Here is a 16,532-nt window from a genome sequence, read left to right on the forward strand (position 1 = left end):
AGTACGAGGGCTTTCGTCCGGCACGCCGAGAGCACGCACCGGACACCGCGGGCACCGCACAGGACTTTCGAAACACCCCCTAGAGGACGAGTGACAGCAGCAGGACCAGGCCCCCGGCGACCACGGAGATGATGCACTCCATGACCGACCAGGTCTTCAGGTTCTGCCCGACGCTCAGCCCGAAGTACTCCTTCACCAGCCAGAACCCGGCGTCGTTGACATGACTCAGGAAGAGGGAGCCCGCGCCGATGGCCAGCACCAGCAGGGCGGTGTGCGTGGTCGACATGCCGGCGGCCAGCGGCGCGACCAGACCGGCCGCCGAGACGGTGGCCACGGTGGCGGAGCCGGTCGCCAGCCGGATCGCCACCGCGATCAGCCAGGCCAGCAGCAGCGCGGGTATCGACCAGTCCTCGGATATGTCCAGGACCATCCGGCCCACGCCGCAGTCGATCAGCGTCTGCTTGAAGCCGCCGCCCGCGCCGACGATGAGCAGGATGCCCGCGATCGGCGCGAGTCCCTTCTCGACGATCCCCGAGATCCGTTCCTTGCCGAACCCGGCCGGGCGGCCCAGCGTGAAGATGCCCGCGACCACGGCTGCGAGCAGGGCTGTCAGGGGGGAGCCGATCACGTCGAAGACGCGTTGCACCATCCGCGCCGGGTCGTCGACGACGACGTCGACCAGCGCCTTGGACAGCATCAGCACCACCGGCAGCAGCACGGTGGCCAGCGTCGCGCCGAAACCCGGCCGCCGTTCCAGTTCCTCGGAGGCGCGCGGAGGGACCATCCGGGCCGGGACCGGGGCGTCCACCCAGCGGGCGGCGACCTTCGAGAACAGCGGGCCGGCGATGATCACCGTCGGTACGGCGACCAGCACGCCGAGCGCCAGCGTCACGCCGAGGTCGGCCTTGACCGCGTCGATCGCGACGAGCGGGCCGGGGTGCGGGGGGATTAGACCGTGCATCACGGACAGGCCCGCGAGCGCCGGGATGCCGATGCGCATCAGCGAGTAGTTGCCGCGCCTGGCGACCATGAGCACGACCGGGATCAGCAGCACGATGCCGACCTCGAAGAACAGCGGCAGGCCGATCACCGAGGCGATCAGCACCATGGCCCACGGCATCGCACGGCCCCCCGCCTTCGCGAGGATCGTGTCGACGATCTGGTCGGCGCCGCCGGAGTCGGCGAGCAGCCGGCCGAGGATCGCACCCAGCGCGATCAGGACGCCCACACCGGCGACGGTCGAGCCGAGCCCGGTGCTGAAACTGGTGATCGCCTTGTCGAGCGGTGCCCCCGCGAACGCACCGAGCGCGAGCGAGCCGATGGTCAGGGCGAGGAAGGCGTGGAGCTTGAACACGGTGATGAGCAGCACGATGACGGCGATGCCCGCCAGTACCGCGATGCCCAGCCGAGCGTGTCCCGCCGAGGTGATCGGCTCGACGGGGTCCGCTGCCAGCATCTCGACGCTGAGTCTGGTCACGGGTGTTCCCTTGGGTGAGGAGAGGGACTCTCGGTTTCGGGTGGGGAGGGTCCGCGCGGCGGCGCCCCCTGGGGGCAGGACGGGCCGCGCGGCGGCGCCCCCTGGGGGCAGGACGGGCCGCGCGGGGGAGAGGGGGCTACCGCGAGGACCGGGCGGGCCGCTCCAGGTCGCGCAGCGCGTCGAGGGCGCGGGAGGTGATCTCCCCGGGACTGCCCGAGACGTCCACCACGACCCCCGCCTCGTCCCGCCCCAGCGGCTGGAGCGTGGCGAACTGGGAGTCCAGCAGCGCCGTGGGCATGAAGTGCCCCCGCCGGTGCGCCATCCGGTCCTCGATGAGCGAGCGGTCGCCCGCGAGGTGAACGAAGACGATGCCGGGAGCGGCGGCCCGCAGCCGGTCGCGGTACGCCCGCTTCAGCGCCGAGCAGCTCACCACCCCGCCGAGCCCCGCCCGCCCGTGCGCCCAGGCGCCGATGGCGTCCAGCCAGGGCCGGCGGTCCTCGTCGCCGAGCGGAATCCCGGCCGCCATCCTGGCGACGTTGGCCGGGGGATGGAAGTCGTCGCCCTCGGCGTACGGAACGCCGAGCCGGGCCGCCAGCAGGGGACCGATCGTGGTCTTGCCGGTGCCCGCGACGCCCATGACCACGACGACGTGGGGGGTGCTCATCGCTGCCTCGCTGTCTGTCTTCGTCCTCGTCGACATCTGATGTCGGACGTCACTGAAACCGATTAGGTACGACGAATTCAAGACTCTGCGACAAATAAATCTGACTTTTGCGTCCCGTGATCCTCCTCGTACGCTGAGTGCATGACCACACCGGGCCGGGGGCTGCACGGCCATGTACTGGACACCCTCGGCCCCGCCATCACCGCGGGTGAATACCCGCCGGGCAGTGTCCTGCGCACGGACGAACTCGCCCAGCACTTCGAGGTGTCGCGCTCCGTGATGCGCGAGGCGGTGCGTGTCCTGGAGTCGATGCACCTGGTGGAGTCCCGCCGCCGGGTGGGCGTGACGGTCCGCCCCAAGGCCGAGTGGAACGTCTACGACCCCCAGGTCATCCGGTGGCGGCTGGCCGGCTCCGACCGCCCGCAGCAGCTGCGTTCGCTGACCGTGCTGCGCTCGGCGGTCGAACCGGTGGCCGCGGGCCTGGCCGCGCGCAACGCCACCTCCGAGCAGTGCGCCCGGCTCACCGAGTGCGCGCTCGGCATGGTCGCCAACTCACGCGGCCACAGGCTGGAGACGTACCTCCTCCACGACGTGGCCTTCCACCGGGTGATCCTGGATGCCTCGGGCAACGAGATGTTCGCCCGCCTCGGGGACGTCGTCGCGGAGGTCCTCTCGGGCCGCACCCATCACGACGTCATGTTCGAGGACCCCGACCCGGCGGCCGTCACCCTGCATGTCCAGCTCGCGGAGGCGGTGCGCGAGGGCGACGCGGCCCGTGCGGAGCGGCTGACCCGCGAGATCACCGTCGGCGCACTGCACGAGCTGGACATCCTGGCCCCCTGAGCCCCCCGCCCCGGCTCACTCCGGGAAGTCCCCGTCCACGTACGCCCAGGCCCCCTCGACCCGCGCGAACCGGCTCCGCTCGTGCAGCGAGCCACCGCGGTAGGAGGCCCGGAAGGTCACGGTCCCCGCGGTGTGGAACGCCGAGCCGTCCGTCGTCCCCAGCACCTCCAGCCCCGTCCACCGCATCCCCGGATCGAGGTCGATCCGCGCCGGCCGGGTGCGCGGATGCCAGGTGCGCAGCAGATACCCGGCGTCGCGCCTCACGAAGGCGCTGTACCGCGATCGCATGAGCGCCTCGGCGGTCGGCGCGAGGGCGGCGCCGGAGTGGAAGCGGCCGCAGCAGTCCTCGTACGCCTCGGGCAGCCCGCACGGGCAGGAACGCGTGGTCATGACCGCCATTGTGCCCACCGGCACGGGGCCGCCGCCGGCCGGCCCGCGACCATGCCTCGCCCCCCGGCCGGCCGTGACGCCGGTCCCGCACGGCCGGAAACCGCCCGCCCATGCGGTAAGCGCCCATCCGAGTCACAGTGGAAGAAGGCCGCACAGCCCCTGTGTCCCGTTGCCTCGCTGCGGCGTGAGGAGGGACGGAAGATGACTCGAGCCGACGGCAGCCGGCCTCCGTCCGCCAAGGAGTGGACGCTGCGCCTGTACCTTTCCGAACGCGACCCGGACACCACCGCACGGGTCGTCCTGGACACCGGTGACAACCTGCTGGAGAGCCGCGCGGAGGCCCACCGCAACCCGTACGACCGGGCGGTGCCCGAGATCGGTGACGAACTGGCCGCCGGACGGGCCCTGATCCTGCTGGGCCGGCAACTGCTGCGCGCCGCCGCAGGCGACATCAGAGCGGTCGGGGCGCCGGAGAGCGCCCAGCCGATCCCGCTCTGGTTTCCTCGGGAATGAGGAGGCTGAATCGTGTTCTTCATGGATCGTCCCGAAGCGGGACGGCAACTGGGCGCCCGCCTCCAGCACCTCATGGGCAAGGACGTCGTGGTGCTGGGGCTGCCCAGGGGCGGAGTCCCCGTAGCCCTGGAGGTCGCCGAAGCCCTCGGCGCGCCGATGGACGTCTGCCTCGTCCGGAAGCTCGGCGTGCCCTACCAGCCGGAGCTGGGAATGGGGGCGCTGGGCGAGGACGGCGTGCGTGTGATCAACGACGTGGTGATGCGCGAGGCCCGCGTCACACCCGGGGAACTGGCGCAGGTCGAGGAGCGCGAGCGCGAGGTACTGGCACGGCGGGCCCGGCGCTACCGCGGCGACCGGCCACCGGCCCGCGTCGAGGGGCGCACGGTGGTGGTGGTCGACGACGGGGTCGCCACGGGATCCACCGCACGGGCGGCCTGCCGGATCGCCCGGGCCCGCGGGGCCGCGCACATCGTGCTGGCGGTCCCGGTCGCGCCGCGGGACTGGACCGCGCGCCTGAGCGGGGAGGCCGACGAACTGATCTGCCTCGACACGCCGCGGGACTTCTTCGCGATCGGCCAGTTCTACGCCGACTTCTCCCAGGTCGACGACGAGGAGGTCGTCGCCTGCCTGGAGCGGGCGGCACGCCGGCCCCATGCGGCGGCCGCCGGTGCCGCGGGACCCCGCGACCGGGAGGTGGAGATCACGGCCGGGCCCACCCGGCTGCGGGGGCGGCTGACCGTGCCCGAGGACGCGGACGGGATCGTGCTCTTCGCGCACGGCAGCGGCAGCAGCCGGCACAGCCCGCGCAACCGGTTCGTCGCCGAGGGCCTCAACCGGGCCGGGCTCGGCACCCTGCTGTTCGACCTGCTCACCGAGGACGAGGAGCGCGACCGGGCCAACGTGTTCGACACCGGTCTGCTGGCCGGACGGCTCACCGGCGCCACCGGCTGGGTACGCGCACAGCCCGAGGCGGAAGGGCTCGCCATCGGCTACTTCGGGGCCAGCACCGGCGCGGCCGCCGCCCTGTGGGCCGCCGCCGAACCGGAGGCGTCCGTGGCCGCCGTCGTCTCCCGCGGGGGCAGGCCCGACCTGGCCGGGCCCCGGCTGCCCGCCGTCACGGCCGCCACGCTGCTCATCGTCGGCGGCGCCGACCTGACCGTCCTCGACCTCAACCGGCAGGCTCAGGCCCGGCTGCGCTGTGAGAACCGGCTCGCGGTCGTCCCCGGCGCCACGCACCTGTTCGAGGAGCCCGGAGCGCTGGAGGCGGTGACCGACCTGGCCCGCGACTGGTTCACCGACCACATGGCGCCCGCCCACGTCTGACGACGGCACCCACCCGCGTCTGCTGTCCGCGCCCGTTCCGGCCCCCAGGGGGCCGGAACGGGCGCGGACAGGGGCGGCGCCGTGCGGTGGCCTAAAGGCCCTGCGAGAGCAGGAGTTCATGAGCCAGCCGGGCTCCCTTGGCCGCCTCCTCCGGCGGGGTGTCCTCGGCGGGGACGTTCTCCAGGCCGTGGGCCAGCGCCCGGACGGCGCCGGCCAGGGTCGCGACCTGCGATTCCAGCCGGCTCAGCCGGGCCTCCGGGCTCATCGGCGTCTCCGCGCCGGAAGCGGCGGCGCGGGTCTCGGCGTCCGGTTCGCTGGAATGGTGCGTCATGTCGGGCCTCCTTGTTGTCTGGCGATGGCAGGCCGGGTGGCTACTCGACGGGCGTGATCAGGCCGTAGTGGCCGTCGTAGCGGTGGTACAGGACGTTTCCGCGTCCGGTGGCCTCGTCGGTGAAGAACACGAACGGGAACCCGCTGATGTCCAGCCGCTGCTTCGCCTCGTCCACGCCCATACGGGGGGCAGGCAGCTCGCTCACGGTCAGCGGCACGGCCGCGCCGTCGACCGGTGGGTTGTGGGGGTGTGCCAGGGCGAGCCGGTAGCCGGTCGGGCCGCCCCGGTACACCACACAGTCCTCACCGGTGTCGATGTCGGTGAACAGGTGGAAGCCGTAGTCCATCATCTCCATCTCGAAGGCCGCCTCGTCCAGCGTCTCCCGGGCCAGGGAGAACGACTTGTGCCGCACGACCTGCCGCTCCTCGGCCGGACGCGGGAAGTAGTCAGGGCGCTGGGCGCGCTCGCTGCCGTGCCGCCACTCGTGCGGCTCCGGGACGGGCATCCGACCGCGGCGGGCCTCCCAGTGCCGCTCAAGCCGCTGCAGGCGCTCCGAGAGCCGGTCCTGGAGCAGGTCCACGGCCTCCGTCATCGTCGGGGCGGCGACATGCGCCCGGGCGAGGCGCCCGTTGACGTCCAGGTTGGCCTGGGCCACCGCCGGCCGCTGCATGGCGGGATTCGCCATGCGGGTCAGCTTGACCCGGGCGAACAGGACCGGTTCACGGGTCCGTTCGATGAGAGCCCCCACCTTCTCCCGCGCGTACTCCGTCGCGTCCGGCGGCATCTGGCCCTGGGCCTCCACCTGGATGTCGGGAGCCTGCTGTGGTGCCGATCGCTTCATGGCGCCTCCTGTGCTGGAAGGTGTCACCTTCCAGACTTGTCGCCGATCAGTGGGATGTGGAGGGCCGAAGGTCCCCGGCCTCGTCGTCGCCGGGGCCGTGACGTCGGCCGTCACCGTACGGGTGCACCCGTCGCGGACCTCGCACACCGCCCGGGACCGCTTTAGCGTGGGAACATGCACGAGGGCACGGTCACCTTGTTCCTCGGCGGCGACGTGATGCTCGGCCGGGGCGTCGACCAGATCCTTCCGCACCCCGGCGACCCGGCGCTGCGGGAGGCGTACATCCACGACGCCCGGGCCTACGTCGACCTCGCCGAGGACGCGAACGGCCCGATTCCCCGGCCTGTCGGCTTCAGCTGGCCCTGGGGTGAGGCGCTGGGGGTTCTGGACGGCGCCGCGCCCGACGTGCGGGTGATCAACCTGGAGACCAGCGTCACCGCTGACGGGGAGTTCGCGCCCGGCAAGGGCGTCCACTACCGGATGAGCCCCGCCAACCTGCCGTGCCTGGCCGCGGCCCGCCCGGACGTGTGCGTGCTGGCCAACAACCATGTGCTCGACTTCGGCCGGCGCGGCCTGGAGGAGACGCTCGACGCCCTGGCCGGGGCGGGGCTGCGGACGGCGGGCGCGGGCCGGGACGCGCTCGCCGCCAGGCGGCCGGCGATCGTCCCCCTGGACACGGGCGGACGGGTGCTGGTCTTCTCCTTCGGGATGCCCACCAGCGGGATCCCGCACGGCTGGGCCGCCGGCGAGGAGCAGTCCGGCGTCGACTTCGTCGAGAGGCCGTCGGCCGCCGCCACGGCCGCGTTCGCCGACCGCCTGCGCCAGGTCAAGCGCCCCGGGGACATCGCGGTCGCCTCGGTCCACTGGGGGCCCAACTGGGGCTACGACGTCTCGAGCGGCGAGGTCCGCTTCGCCCACGCCCTCGTCGACGCCGGCGCGGACATCGTGCACGGGCACTCCTCGCACCACCCGCGCCCCCTGGAGATCCACCGGGGGCGGCTGGTGCTGTACGGCTGCGGAGACCTGGTCGACGACTACGAGGGCATCGGCGGCTACGAGCACTACCGGGACGACCTGCGGCTGCTGTACCTGGTGACGGTGGAGGCGGACACCGGCAGGCTGGCCGGCGTGCGGATGGTGCCCCTGCAGGCGCGCAGGATGCGGCTGGAGCACCCCTCGCCCGACGACACCGAGTGGCTGCGCGCCACCCTCGGCCGGTACTGCCGGGGCTTCGGCACCGGCGTCGACCGGGAGCCCGACGGCACCCTCACGCTCCGTACGCTGCGGGGCGCGGGGAGCGGCGGGTGACCGGCGCGTCATGAGCTCCGGCCCTTGCTCAGGAACCGGCGCAGCCGGGGCAGCGGCCATGTGTTGACCACGTCGTCCGCGGTGAGCCAGCCCCGCTGCGCGGTGCCGACCCCGTAGCGCAGGTAGGCCAGGTGGAGCACGGAGTGGGCGTCGGTGTCGACGGCGAACTTCACGCCGTGCCGCCTGGCGCGCAGGATGTCCTCGTCGCCCAGGTCGAGGCGGTCGGGCTGCGCGTTGACCTCCAGCGCGGTCCCGGTGCGGGCGCAGGCGGCGAAGACCTCGTCCCAGTCGGCGTCGATGCCGGGCCGTTTGCCGATGATCCGGGTGGTCGGATGCCCGATCACGTTCACGTGCGGGTTCTCGCAGGCACGCACCAGCCGCCGGGTCATGGCCTCGCGGCCGAGGTGGAAGTGGGAGTGCACGGAGGCCACGCAGAGGTCGAAACCCTCCAGGAAGTCGTCCGGCCAGTCCACCTCGCCGTCCGGGCCGATGTTCAGCTCGGTGCCGTGCAGCAGCCGCATCCGGTGGCGGGTGCCGTCCAGCGCCCGCAGCCGCTCGCGCTGGGCGAGGATCTTCTCATCGGTCATGCGCTGCATGTACAGGTTCGGCGCGTGGTCGGTGACGGCGTAGTAGGCGTAGCCCCGTCCGGCGGCGGCCGCCACCATCTCCTCCAGCGGGGCGAGGCCGTCGGTCAGGTCGGTATGGGTGTGCAGGTCGCCCCGGACGTCCCGCTCGGTCACCACCTCGGGCAGTTCGCCGCGCAGCCCGGCCTCGATCTCCCCCCGGTCCTCCCGCAGGGCCGGCGGGATCCACGGCAGGCCGAGCCGGGCGTAGACCTCCTCCTCGGTCCGGGAGGCGACCGCCTTGCCGCCGTCGGCCTCGAACAGCCCGTACTCGGACAGCTTCAGCCCCTGGCGGATGGCGATCGTGCGGGTGCGGATGTTGTGCGCCTTCGACCCGGTGAAGTACTGCAGTCCGGCGCCCCAGGAGCCGGGCGGCAGCACCCTCAGGTCCACCTGCACGCCCTTCACCGTGCGGATCGACGTCTTCTTCTCGCCGTGGGCGATGACCTCCCCGGTGGACGGCAGCTCGCTGAGCGCGTCCATGAAGGGGCGGGACCGGTCGGCGGCGACGAGGACGTCGATGTCCCCGATGGTCTCCTTCATACGGCGCAGGGAACCGGCGTAGGCGCAGCGGCGGCAGCCGGTCACCCGGGAGAGCTCGGCGACGATGTCCTCGGCGGAGTCCATCGCGATGTGCAGCAGGATGCGGCCGCCCGCCCGCTGCATCAGCGCGATGCCGTGCAGGATGTTCTCCTCGGTCTTCCTGCCGAAGCCCTTCAGGCCCTCCAGCTCGCCCGCCTGTATGGCGTCCGCCAGTTCGTTCACCGAGGAGATGTGCAGGTCCTCGTAGAGCGTCAGCGCCTTCTTGGGCCCGAGGGTGGGGATCGTGATGAGCTCTCGCACCCCGGCCGGGATCGCCGCCCGGCGCTCCTCGACCACGGTGACGGTGCCCGTGCGGAGGTACTCGGTCACCTTGTCCGCGATGGACTTGCCCACACCGGGGATCTCACGCAGTCCCTTGATGTCCAGATGGGAGACGTCGGCGGGGTAGCCGCCGATCGCACGCGCGGCCTTCTCGTAGGCGCGCGCCTTGAAGGCGTCGCCTCCGGTGATCGCGATGAGGTCGGCGTACTCCTGAAGGAGCGCTTCGACCTCCTCGTTGGGCCGGCCCACACTCCGAGTCTAGGAACGGACACACGGGAGGGACCAACCGGGAGGCACACGAGAACGCGGACTGTGACCATCGGGCCGCAACTCGCCACATCCGCTGGTCGAAGATCGTGTCCGAGGGGGAGTGGGACCGGGAGCGCGCACTCCCGATCCGGGTAGTGGTCTCGTCCGCGTGCAGGATGTGCCCCATGACCAGCAGCGCCCGGATCAGGTTCACCGAGTCGGCGAGATCGGCGGCCTCCGGCGGAAGGGAGGCCACAGCCGGGCGGTCCGCTCGACCGGAACGTGCTGGAAGACCAGGAGACAGACGGCCGGCGCCCGCAGTTTCGGGCCGCAGCGACTCTTCATACCACTGATCAGCCTGCTGCGGCACTTTCCGGGCAACCACGATCGTGATCGACGGCGGCCGTGCCCGCGGTGCTTCCTGGGCGCCCGCCTGCGCCGAATCTGACGCCTTTGGCCGTGCCCGCGTCGCCCACGGCGGCCGCCACCTTGCGAAGTACGACCTGGCGGGCGCGAAGCGGCACCGTAAGCAAATCCGCGAGGCGCTGGGCTTCCGCCCGGCGACCCTCGCGGACGAGGAACAGCTGACGGCGTGGCTGGCCGGCGAGGTGTGCCCGGTCGAGCTGGTGGAAGACCGGCAGCGCGAGGCCCTGCTGGTCGAGTGTCGGGAGAGGAAGATCGAGCCTCCGGGCCGGACCAGGATCGAGAGGGTTCTGGTTGCTGCGCGGGGCCGGTGGGAGAAGGCGTTCTGCACCCGGACCATCGAGCGCCTGGGTGACGCGGGCACGGCCCGGCTGCTGGCTCTGGTCGGGGAGGACAACGAGGACGGCACCGCGTTGCTGGCCGCGCTCAAGCGCGACCCGGGCGCGGTCGGCTTGGACTCCCTGCTGACGGAGATCACCAAGCTGAACGACGTGCGCAGACTCGGTCTGCCCGACGGGCTGTTCGCAGACTGCTCGAAGAAGCTGCTGGCCGCCTGGCGGGCGCGGGCGATCAAGATGTACCCCTCGGATTTCCGGGACACCGCCGAGGACGTACGGATCACGCTGCTCGCGGCGCTGTGCTCCTCTCGGCAGGCGGAGATCACCGATGCCCTGGTGGATCTGCTGGTTGCCCTGGTGCAGAAGATCAACGCCCGTACCGAGCGCCGGGTGGAGAGGCATCTGACGGCGGAGCTGAGGAAGGTCCGCGGCAAGGAGGGCATCCTCTTCAAGCTCGCCGACGCCGCGATCGGCAAGCCGGACGAGCACGTGCGCACGGCGCCGTACCCGGTTTCTGTGGAATCAGGTTTGTCAAGTAGCTTAGCTTTTGCCCTGGTTGACGGCGACGATCGGCGGGAGCGTCGCGGTCGCTGGGACTCCGATCTCGCGGGGTGTCGTCCCGGCTGGCGTGGGGACATCGACCAGCCGTTCCAGCAGCTGGTCGAGCGCAGCCTGCGAAGCTCTGCAGATGTCGAGCAGTTCATGGCTTCGGGCAGTGCGGGCCCCTGCCGGGAGTCTGGCAGGGGCCCGTGGTGTAGAGAGCCGAGGAGGGCCGGGACCTGTCCCTAGATGGTCAGCATCCTGGCCGACACGGCTCCCCGTCTGCTGGTGGCTTGACGGCCCGGCGTCACTTCAGGTGCCGGGCGAGGAATCGGCCCGCTTCGTCGCCTGCGGACTGCGGGACGCCGGTGTGCCCGCCCATGTTGGCGTGCAGGGTCTTCTCCTTGGAGCCGAAGGCGTCGAAGAGGTCCAGGGTCGCCTGCCGGTCGTTCCCTTCGTCGTCCCACTGCAGCAGGACGTGCAGCGGAATGGTGACCTGGCGGGCCTCCTCGAACATGGCCCGGGGGACGAAACTCCCGGCGAACAGAACAGCGGCCGAGATGCGCGGCTCGACCACCGCCAGCCGGGTCCCGATGGAGATCACTCCCCCCGAGTACCCGACCGGGCCGCCGATCTCGGGCAGCGACAGGAGGGCGTCCAGGGCGGCCTGCCATTCCGGGACCGACTTGTCGACGAGCGGGAGGACGAGGGCGTCGATGATCTCGTCGCTGACCGGCTCGCCGGCCTCCATGGCCCGGCGCAGGCCGGCGCGGGCTTGCTCGGCGCCGGGCCAACGGGGCCGGTCGCCGCTTCCGGGGAGCTCGATGGTAGCCGTGGCGAAGCCGTCCGCCGCAGCGTGCCGGGCTCGGGCCACCAGCCGGGGGTACGTCTTGCGCAGCCCGAGAGGAGGGGGGCTGAGCAGGATCAGCGGCGCCGGTGCGGACGCGGATGTGGATGCGGGCGTCCACAGGATGCCGGGGATCTCACCGAGGGTGAATTCGCGCTCGAGAACAGCGTCGTCGAGACGCTGTTCAGAAGTGAAGTGCATGGTCGTGCCTTTCGGGAGTGCCATTGAACGGCGCTCCCGGACGACCTATCGCCCGACCGCGACCCCGGAGGGGAGCACCCATGTCGATACGTTCACGGGTACCACCTCCTCGCTCTCTTGCACGGCCTCCGGAAACGTAGCAGTGGCTGCCGTGGTTCCGCCAACGGGTTTTTGCGGAAGCTCTGTGGCCGAACAGCATGGCGTCGGTGAACCGCCCAGGGTTCGGCAAGGAGCACGCCGAGACGTCGATGCTCGCGCTGCACCTGCTGCAGTCCGCACGCGTGCACGTCAACACCCTGCTGCTCCAGCGGGTGCTGGCCGAACCGGCATGGACGGAGAAGCTCACCGACGAGGACCGGCGTGGGCTGACCGCTTTGTTCTGGTCCAACGTCAACCCGTACGGCACCTTCCGCCTGGACATGGACAAGAGGCTCGACCTGGCACCGGCCGCCGCCATGCCCCGCCCCCGCACCGCGACGGACGACGCTGATTTCGAACTGAAGATCGTCTAGCAGTAGGCTCATTCCGCAACACGACGCGAAGGGGAATTCGGTGGCGCGGGTTGCGGTGATCGGTGGGGGAATCAGCGGGCTAGGGACGGCGCTCATGCTTGGCCGACGGGGCCATACGGTCACGTTGTTCGAGCAGGCTGCACGGCAGGCCGGAGACGACCTGAACCGGGACTTCTTTTGCTGGGACAGGCCCCGAGTCCCGCAGGCCAACCATCCCCACTCTTTTCTCGCGCCCGTCCGCACCGTGTTGCGCACCGAGACCCCCGATGTCTACACGGACCTGCTGGCACGCGGAGCCCGGGAATACCACGACTTCAACTGGTTCGATGAGCATCCGCCGCACCGGGCCGGCGATGAGGACTTGGTGACCCTGCGCGCCCGCCGCATCGTGTTGGAGGCCGCCCTGACCGCGGCCGTGCGGCGGGAGCCCACCGTCGAAGTGCGGCAAGGCTGCCGGGTGCGCGCCCTCACCTTCGAGGAGGGCCGCCCTGCCCGTGTTACCGGCGTACAGGTGGGCGCGGAAATGCACCAGGTGGACCTCGTCGTCGACGCGGCCGGCCGCCGCTCGCCCGTCCCCTCCTGGCTGACCGCGGCCGGCTCCCGCCCGCCCGTGACCGACAGCCACCGCACCGGGATCGCTTATCTGTGCCGCTGGTACCGCCTGCGCGCCGACGGCCCGCGTGACCCCGGACGGGTAAAGACCGGCTCGGCCGCACCGTTCGCTCTCGCTGGCGTCTTCCCTTCCGACAACGACATCTTCGCGGCGCACCTGGTGCTCTCCACGAGTGATCCGACCCGAGGCGCGCTCACCGACCCCGCCGTGTTCGAGGCCGTCGCCCGCCTCTTCCCCGCCACCGCCGCCTGGCTCGACCTGGCCCCCGAACCACAGACAGCCGTCCTGGCGATGGCCGGCCTGGACAACCGCTGGACCGCCCTCGTCGACGATGACGGACCTATCGTCACTGGCCTGGTCAACGTCGGGGACAGTCTTATCCACACCAACCCCACCTCGGGCCATGGCGCTGCCCTCGGCCTGCGCGCCGCCCAGCACCTCGCCGCCCATGCCGACCAGATCGCCGCGGACCCCATTGGCTACCACACCTGGACCGCACAGGCCCTCCGCCCCTTGTTCGACGCGCAGGTGACGGCCGACCGCGCCAACGAGCAACGCCTTGGAGAGAGCTCACCACCCTCGGATCGACAGGCTGCTGCCCTGGCCGCCTGCGCCTTTGACGATCCCGTCGTCATGCGAGCCCGTGCCCAGGTACGCCATCTCCTGCGACCGGCCGACGATGCCTACGGCACCGACGAAGTGAACCGAGCCGTTACCGACTGGCTGGCCGACCACCCAGACTTCTCGCCAGCGCACGACGGCCCGACTCGCGATCAGTGGGATGCACTCATTCCAGGCTGAGCGCTTGCCTGGTACCTCACCTTCGACGCTGAGTGTCGGCAAACGACCGTCATCAACGTCGGTGAACGGTCCGCCCGATAGATTCCGGCACATGCTCATCGGCTACGCGCGGGTCTCGACCGCTGACCAGAACCCCGATCAGCAGATCGACGTCCTGCTACGGGCCGGCGTCGACCGCGACAACATCCACGTCGACAAGGCGAGCGGCGCGAAGGCGTCCCGGCCGAAGCTCGATCTCCTCCTCCAACTGCTGCGCGAGGGCGACACACTGAAGGTCACCCGGCTCGACCGGCTCTCCCGGTCCGTGCTGCATCTGGTGACCCTCGGTGCCGACTTGCGCGAGCGCGGCATCGGGCTGCACGTCATCGAGCAAGGCATTGACACCGCCACGATGGAGGGTCGGGCGATGTTCGGGATGCTGTCCGTGCTCGCCGAACTCCAGCGCGAGCTGATCGTGGCGAACACCAACGACGGACTCGCCGCCGCTCGTTCTCGCGGCCGGGTCGGCGGGCGCCGGCCGAAGCTCACTGCGGACCAGGCCGCGTTCGCCCAACGGCTCTACGACGAACGAGAGAAGACCGTCCAGCAGATCGCCGACATGTTCGGTGTGCCCCGGTCGACGGTGTATGGCCACCTCGACAAGACGAAGACCGTGCCCCGCCAGCCCAAGAAGACCACGGCCGCGAAGCCCTGAAAGCTACCGGCGGGTTACTTGCTCCCCGGTGTCTGAGCTAGGGGGTGTTTCGAAAGTCCCGCACAGCACCCACGGCGCCCGGCACGCTCCCCCAAGCTCTTCGAGCAGGGGGCACCCCCACTCGCCGCACCGGCCGGAACCCCGAGTACGTCCAGTACGAGGGCTTTCGTCCGGCACGCCGAGAGCACGCACCGGACACCGCGGGCACCGCACAGGACTTTCGAAACACCCCATAGGACTCCGGGGCCTACCGGCTCGCCCCGGGTCGCCGTGCCGACATGCTGGATCACCGCGAACACATGCAGCCGTATCCCGGTCAGGGGGTGATCGTCTCGAAGAAGTCGAAGCAGCACGACGGGCGATCATGCCCAGGCGATCATCGGCCACCCAGAGCAGCTGCCGGAACGCCTGCGCTCGACACCACCCGGACACCAGCCCCTACCGGGGCGGACGAGCTTTTCGGCAGGCGCAAGCCTGCTGGTGAGTGTCCGAGGGGGGACTTGAACCCCCACGCCCGATAAAGGGCACTAGCACCTCAAGCTAGCGCGTCTGCCATTCCGCCACCCGGACCAGGTGTCTGTCGTCGGGGTTTCCCCGCGGCGACGAAGGAAACATTACCAGGCTTTCGGGGCCGTTCGATCACACCCTGTTCCCGAGTGAACGGCCCGTGACGGGGACGGCGGCCCGCTTGGGGCGCGGCCGGGATCGGGGGAGGATGAGGGGGGAACCACCGGCAGTGACAGCGGGAGGAAGCAGCGTGACCGAGACGGACACGGCCAGGAGCGTCACCGGCGAGGACGAGGTCGTGGACCTCTGCCGCGAGCTGATCCAGATCGACACCAGCAACTACGGCGACCACTCCGGCCCCGGCGAGCGCGAGGCCGCCGAGTACGTCGCCGCGAAGCTGGCGGAGGTGGGACTCGAACCGCGGATCATCGAGTCGCACCGGGGCCGGGCCTCCACGGTGGCGCGTATCGAGGGCGAGGACCCCTCGCGGCCCGCGCTGCTGATCCACGGCCACACCGACGTGGTACCGGCCAACGCGCAGGACTGGACGCACCATCCGTTCTCCGGCGAGATCGCCGACGGGTGCGTGTGGGGGCGGGGCGCGGTCGACATGAAGGACATGGACGCGATGACCCTTGCGGTCGTCCGGGACCGGCTGCGCAGCGGACGCCGGCCGCCCCGAGACATCGTCCTCGCCTTCGTCGCGGACGAGGAGGCGGGCGGCACCTGGGGCGCCCGGCACCTGGTCGACCGCCACCCCGGGCTCTTCGAGGGCGTCACCGAGGCGATCGGCGAGGTCGGCGGGTTCTCGTTCACGGTCAACGAGCGGCTGCGGCTGTATCTCGTGGAGACCGCCCAGAAGGGCATGCACTGGATGAAGCTGACCGTGGACGGCACCGCCGGGCACGGCTCGATGATCCACCGGGACAACGCCATCACCGAGCTGTCCGAGGCCGTCGCACGCCTGGGCCGCCACCGGTTCCCGGTGCGCGTGACCAAGACGCTGCGGCACTTCCTCGACGAACTCGGCGACGCGCTCGGCACCGAACTCGACCCCGAGAACATGGACGAGACGCTCGCCAAGCTCGGCGGCATCGCCAAGCTGATCGGGGCCTCGCTGCAGAACACCGCCAACCCGACCCAGCTGGGCGCCGGTTACAAGGTCAATGTGATCCCGGGCCAGGCCACCGCGCACGTCGACGGGCGCTACCTGCCGGGATACGAGGAGGAGTTCCTCGCCGACCTCGACCGCGTCCTCGGTCCCCGCGTCAAGCGCGAGGACGTGCACACGGACAAGGCCCTGGAGACCACCTTCGACGGTGCGCTGGTCGAGGCCATGCAGACCGCGCTGTCGGCCGAGGACCCCATCGCCCGCGCCGTGCCGTACATGCTCTCGGCCGGTACCGACGCCAAGTCGTTCGCCGACCTGGGGATCCGCTGCTTCGGCTTCGCGCCGCTGAAGCTGCCGCCGGAGCTGGACTTCGCGGGCATGTTCCACGGGGTCGACGAGCGGGTCCCGGTGGACGCGCTGAAGTTCGGGGTGCGCGTGCTCGACCGGTTCATCGACGCCTCCTGAGCTTGGCGTTTAACCTCGCTGCTGTTTGTGTTCCTTGATCGTTTCGGCGCGTTT

16 protein-coding genes and 1 tRNA gene are annotated in these 16,532 nt (G+C 71.1%); 9 read left to right on the forward strand and 8 right to left on the reverse strand.

Annotated elements, in window-relative coordinates; genetic code table 11:
- Positions 1–79: 79 nt before the first annotated feature.
- On the reverse strand, positions 80–1,477 hold the full coding sequence (locus ACFSL4_RS09775; RefSeq protein WP_381080653.1) for a GntP family permease: 1,398 nt from the start codon (positions 1,475–1,477) through the stop codon (positions 80–82).
- A gap of 136 nt (positions 1,478–1,613) precedes the next feature.
- Entirely contained in the window at positions 1,614–2,141 is a 528-nt protein-coding gene (locus tag ACFSL4_RS09780) for a gluconokinase (protein ID WP_381080655.1), read from the reverse strand.
- A gap of 141 nt (positions 2,142–2,282) precedes the next feature.
- Here ACFSL4_RS09780 and ACFSL4_RS09785 point away from each other — a divergent pair, with 141 nt between their 5' ends.
- Positions 2,283–2,984, forward strand: coding sequence for a FadR/GntR family transcriptional regulator (locus ACFSL4_RS09785; protein ID WP_381080657.1), 702 nt, complete (start codon positions 2,283–2,285; stop codon positions 2,982–2,984).
- A gap of 15 nt (positions 2,985–2,999) precedes the next feature.
- Here the strand turns inward: ACFSL4_RS09785 and ACFSL4_RS09790 are convergent, their stop codons facing one another.
- Positions 3,000–3,383, reverse strand: a complete 384-nt coding sequence (locus ACFSL4_RS09790; protein WP_381080659.1) for a YchJ family protein — start codon at positions 3,381–3,383, stop codon at positions 3,000–3,002.
- A gap of 192 nt (positions 3,384–3,575) precedes the next feature.
- On the opposite strand from ACFSL4_RS09790, the gene ACFSL4_RS09795 reads away from it, so the two are divergent.
- Together ACFSL4_RS09795 and ACFSL4_RS09800 are read left to right on the forward strand one after the other, a co-directional pair.
- Entirely contained in the window at positions 3,576–3,887 is a 312-nt protein-coding gene (locus ACFSL4_RS09795) for a dsRBD fold-containing protein (protein ID WP_381080661.1), read from the forward strand.
- Positions 3,888–3,899: 12 nt separating this feature from the next.
- Entirely contained in the window at positions 3,900–5,210 is a 1,311-nt protein-coding gene (locus tag ACFSL4_RS09800; protein ID WP_381080663.1) for a phosphoribosyltransferase family protein, read from the forward strand.
- A 91-nt stretch (positions 5,211–5,301) separates the two neighbouring features.
- On the opposite strand, the gene ACFSL4_RS09805 is transcribed toward ACFSL4_RS09800, so the two are convergent.
- Positions 5,302–5,541: a hypothetical protein gene (locus ACFSL4_RS09805; protein WP_381080665.1), complete on the reverse strand. Its 240-nt coding sequence runs from the start codon at positions 5,539–5,541 to the stop codon at positions 5,302–5,304.
- A 40-nt stretch (positions 5,542–5,581) separates the two neighbouring features.
- Positions 5,582–6,382: a ribosome hibernation promotion factor gene (locus ACFSL4_RS09810; protein WP_381080667.1), complete on the reverse strand. Its 801-nt coding sequence runs from the start codon at positions 6,380–6,382 to the stop codon at positions 5,582–5,584.
- Positions 6,383–6,556: 174 nt separating this feature from the next.
- Here ACFSL4_RS09810 and ACFSL4_RS09815 point away from each other — a divergent pair, with 174 nt between their 5' ends.
- Positions 6,557–7,690: a CapA family protein gene (locus ACFSL4_RS09815; protein ID WP_381080669.1), complete on the forward strand. Its 1,134-nt coding sequence runs from the start codon at positions 6,557–6,559 to the stop codon at positions 7,688–7,690.
- 8 nt (positions 7,691–7,698) lie between these two features.
- Here ACFSL4_RS09815 and polX read toward each other — a convergent pair whose 3' ends face one another.
- Complete coding sequence (gene polX, locus ACFSL4_RS09820) at positions 7,699–9,426, reverse strand: DNA polymerase/3'-5' exonuclease PolX (RefSeq protein WP_381080671.1); 1,728 nt, start codon at positions 9,424–9,426, stop codon at positions 7,699–7,701.
- A gap of 389 nt (positions 9,427–9,815) precedes the next feature.
- On the opposite strand from polX, the gene ACFSL4_RS09825 reads away from it, so the two are divergent.
- On the forward strand, positions 9,816–10,976 hold the full coding sequence (locus ACFSL4_RS09825) for a DUF4158 domain-containing protein (protein WP_381080673.1): 1,161 nt from the start codon (positions 9,816–9,818) through the stop codon (positions 10,974–10,976).
- Between the two features lie 58 nt (positions 10,977–11,034).
- Here ACFSL4_RS09825 and ACFSL4_RS09830 read toward each other — a convergent pair whose 3' ends face one another.
- Positions 11,035–11,775 carry a dienelactone hydrolase family protein gene (locus ACFSL4_RS09830; protein ID WP_381080675.1) on the reverse strand — a complete coding sequence of 247 codons (741 nt, stop codon included), beginning with the start codon at positions 11,773–11,775 and terminating at the stop codon, positions 11,035–11,037.
- 206 nt (positions 11,776–11,981) lie between these two features.
- On the opposite strand from ACFSL4_RS09830, the gene ACFSL4_RS09835 reads away from it, so the two are divergent.
- The 3 genes from ACFSL4_RS09835 to ACFSL4_RS09845 all read left to right on the forward strand — a co-directional run bounded on the left by ACFSL4_RS09835 (position 11,982) and on the right by ACFSL4_RS09845 (position 14,395).
- Complete coding sequence (locus ACFSL4_RS09835) at positions 11,982–12,287, forward strand: Tn3 family transposase (protein ID WP_381080677.1); 306 nt, start codon at positions 11,982–11,984, stop codon at positions 12,285–12,287.
- Positions 12,288–12,327: 40 nt separating this feature from the next.
- Complete coding sequence (locus ACFSL4_RS09840; RefSeq protein WP_381080679.1) at positions 12,328–13,701, forward strand: FAD-dependent oxidoreductase; 1,374 nt, start codon at positions 12,328–12,330, stop codon at positions 13,699–13,701.
- Positions 13,702–13,792: 91 nt separating this feature from the next.
- A complete protein-coding gene (locus ACFSL4_RS09845; RefSeq protein WP_381080681.1) occupies positions 13,793–14,395 on the forward strand; it encodes a recombinase family protein in 603 nt (200 codons plus the stop codon).
- Between the two features lie 485 nt (positions 14,396–14,880).
- Here the strand turns inward: ACFSL4_RS09845 and ACFSL4_RS09850 are convergent.
- Positions 14,881–14,965 (reverse strand) — tRNA-Leu (locus ACFSL4_RS09850).
- 187 nt (positions 14,966–15,152) lie between these two features.
- On the opposite strand from ACFSL4_RS09850, the gene ACFSL4_RS09855 reads away from it, so the two are divergent.
- On the forward strand, positions 15,153–16,478 hold the full coding sequence (locus ACFSL4_RS09855) for a M20/M25/M40 family metallo-hydrolase (RefSeq protein WP_381080683.1): 1,326 nt from the start codon (positions 15,153–15,155) through the stop codon (positions 16,476–16,478).
- The last annotated feature ends 54 nt before the right edge of the window (positions 16,479–16,532 follow it).

It is taken from the genome of Streptomyces caeni (genome assembly GCF_042678285.1).
Classification (GTDB): Bacteria; Actinomycetota; Actinomycetes; order Streptomycetales; family Streptomycetaceae; genus Streptomyces; species Streptomyces caeni.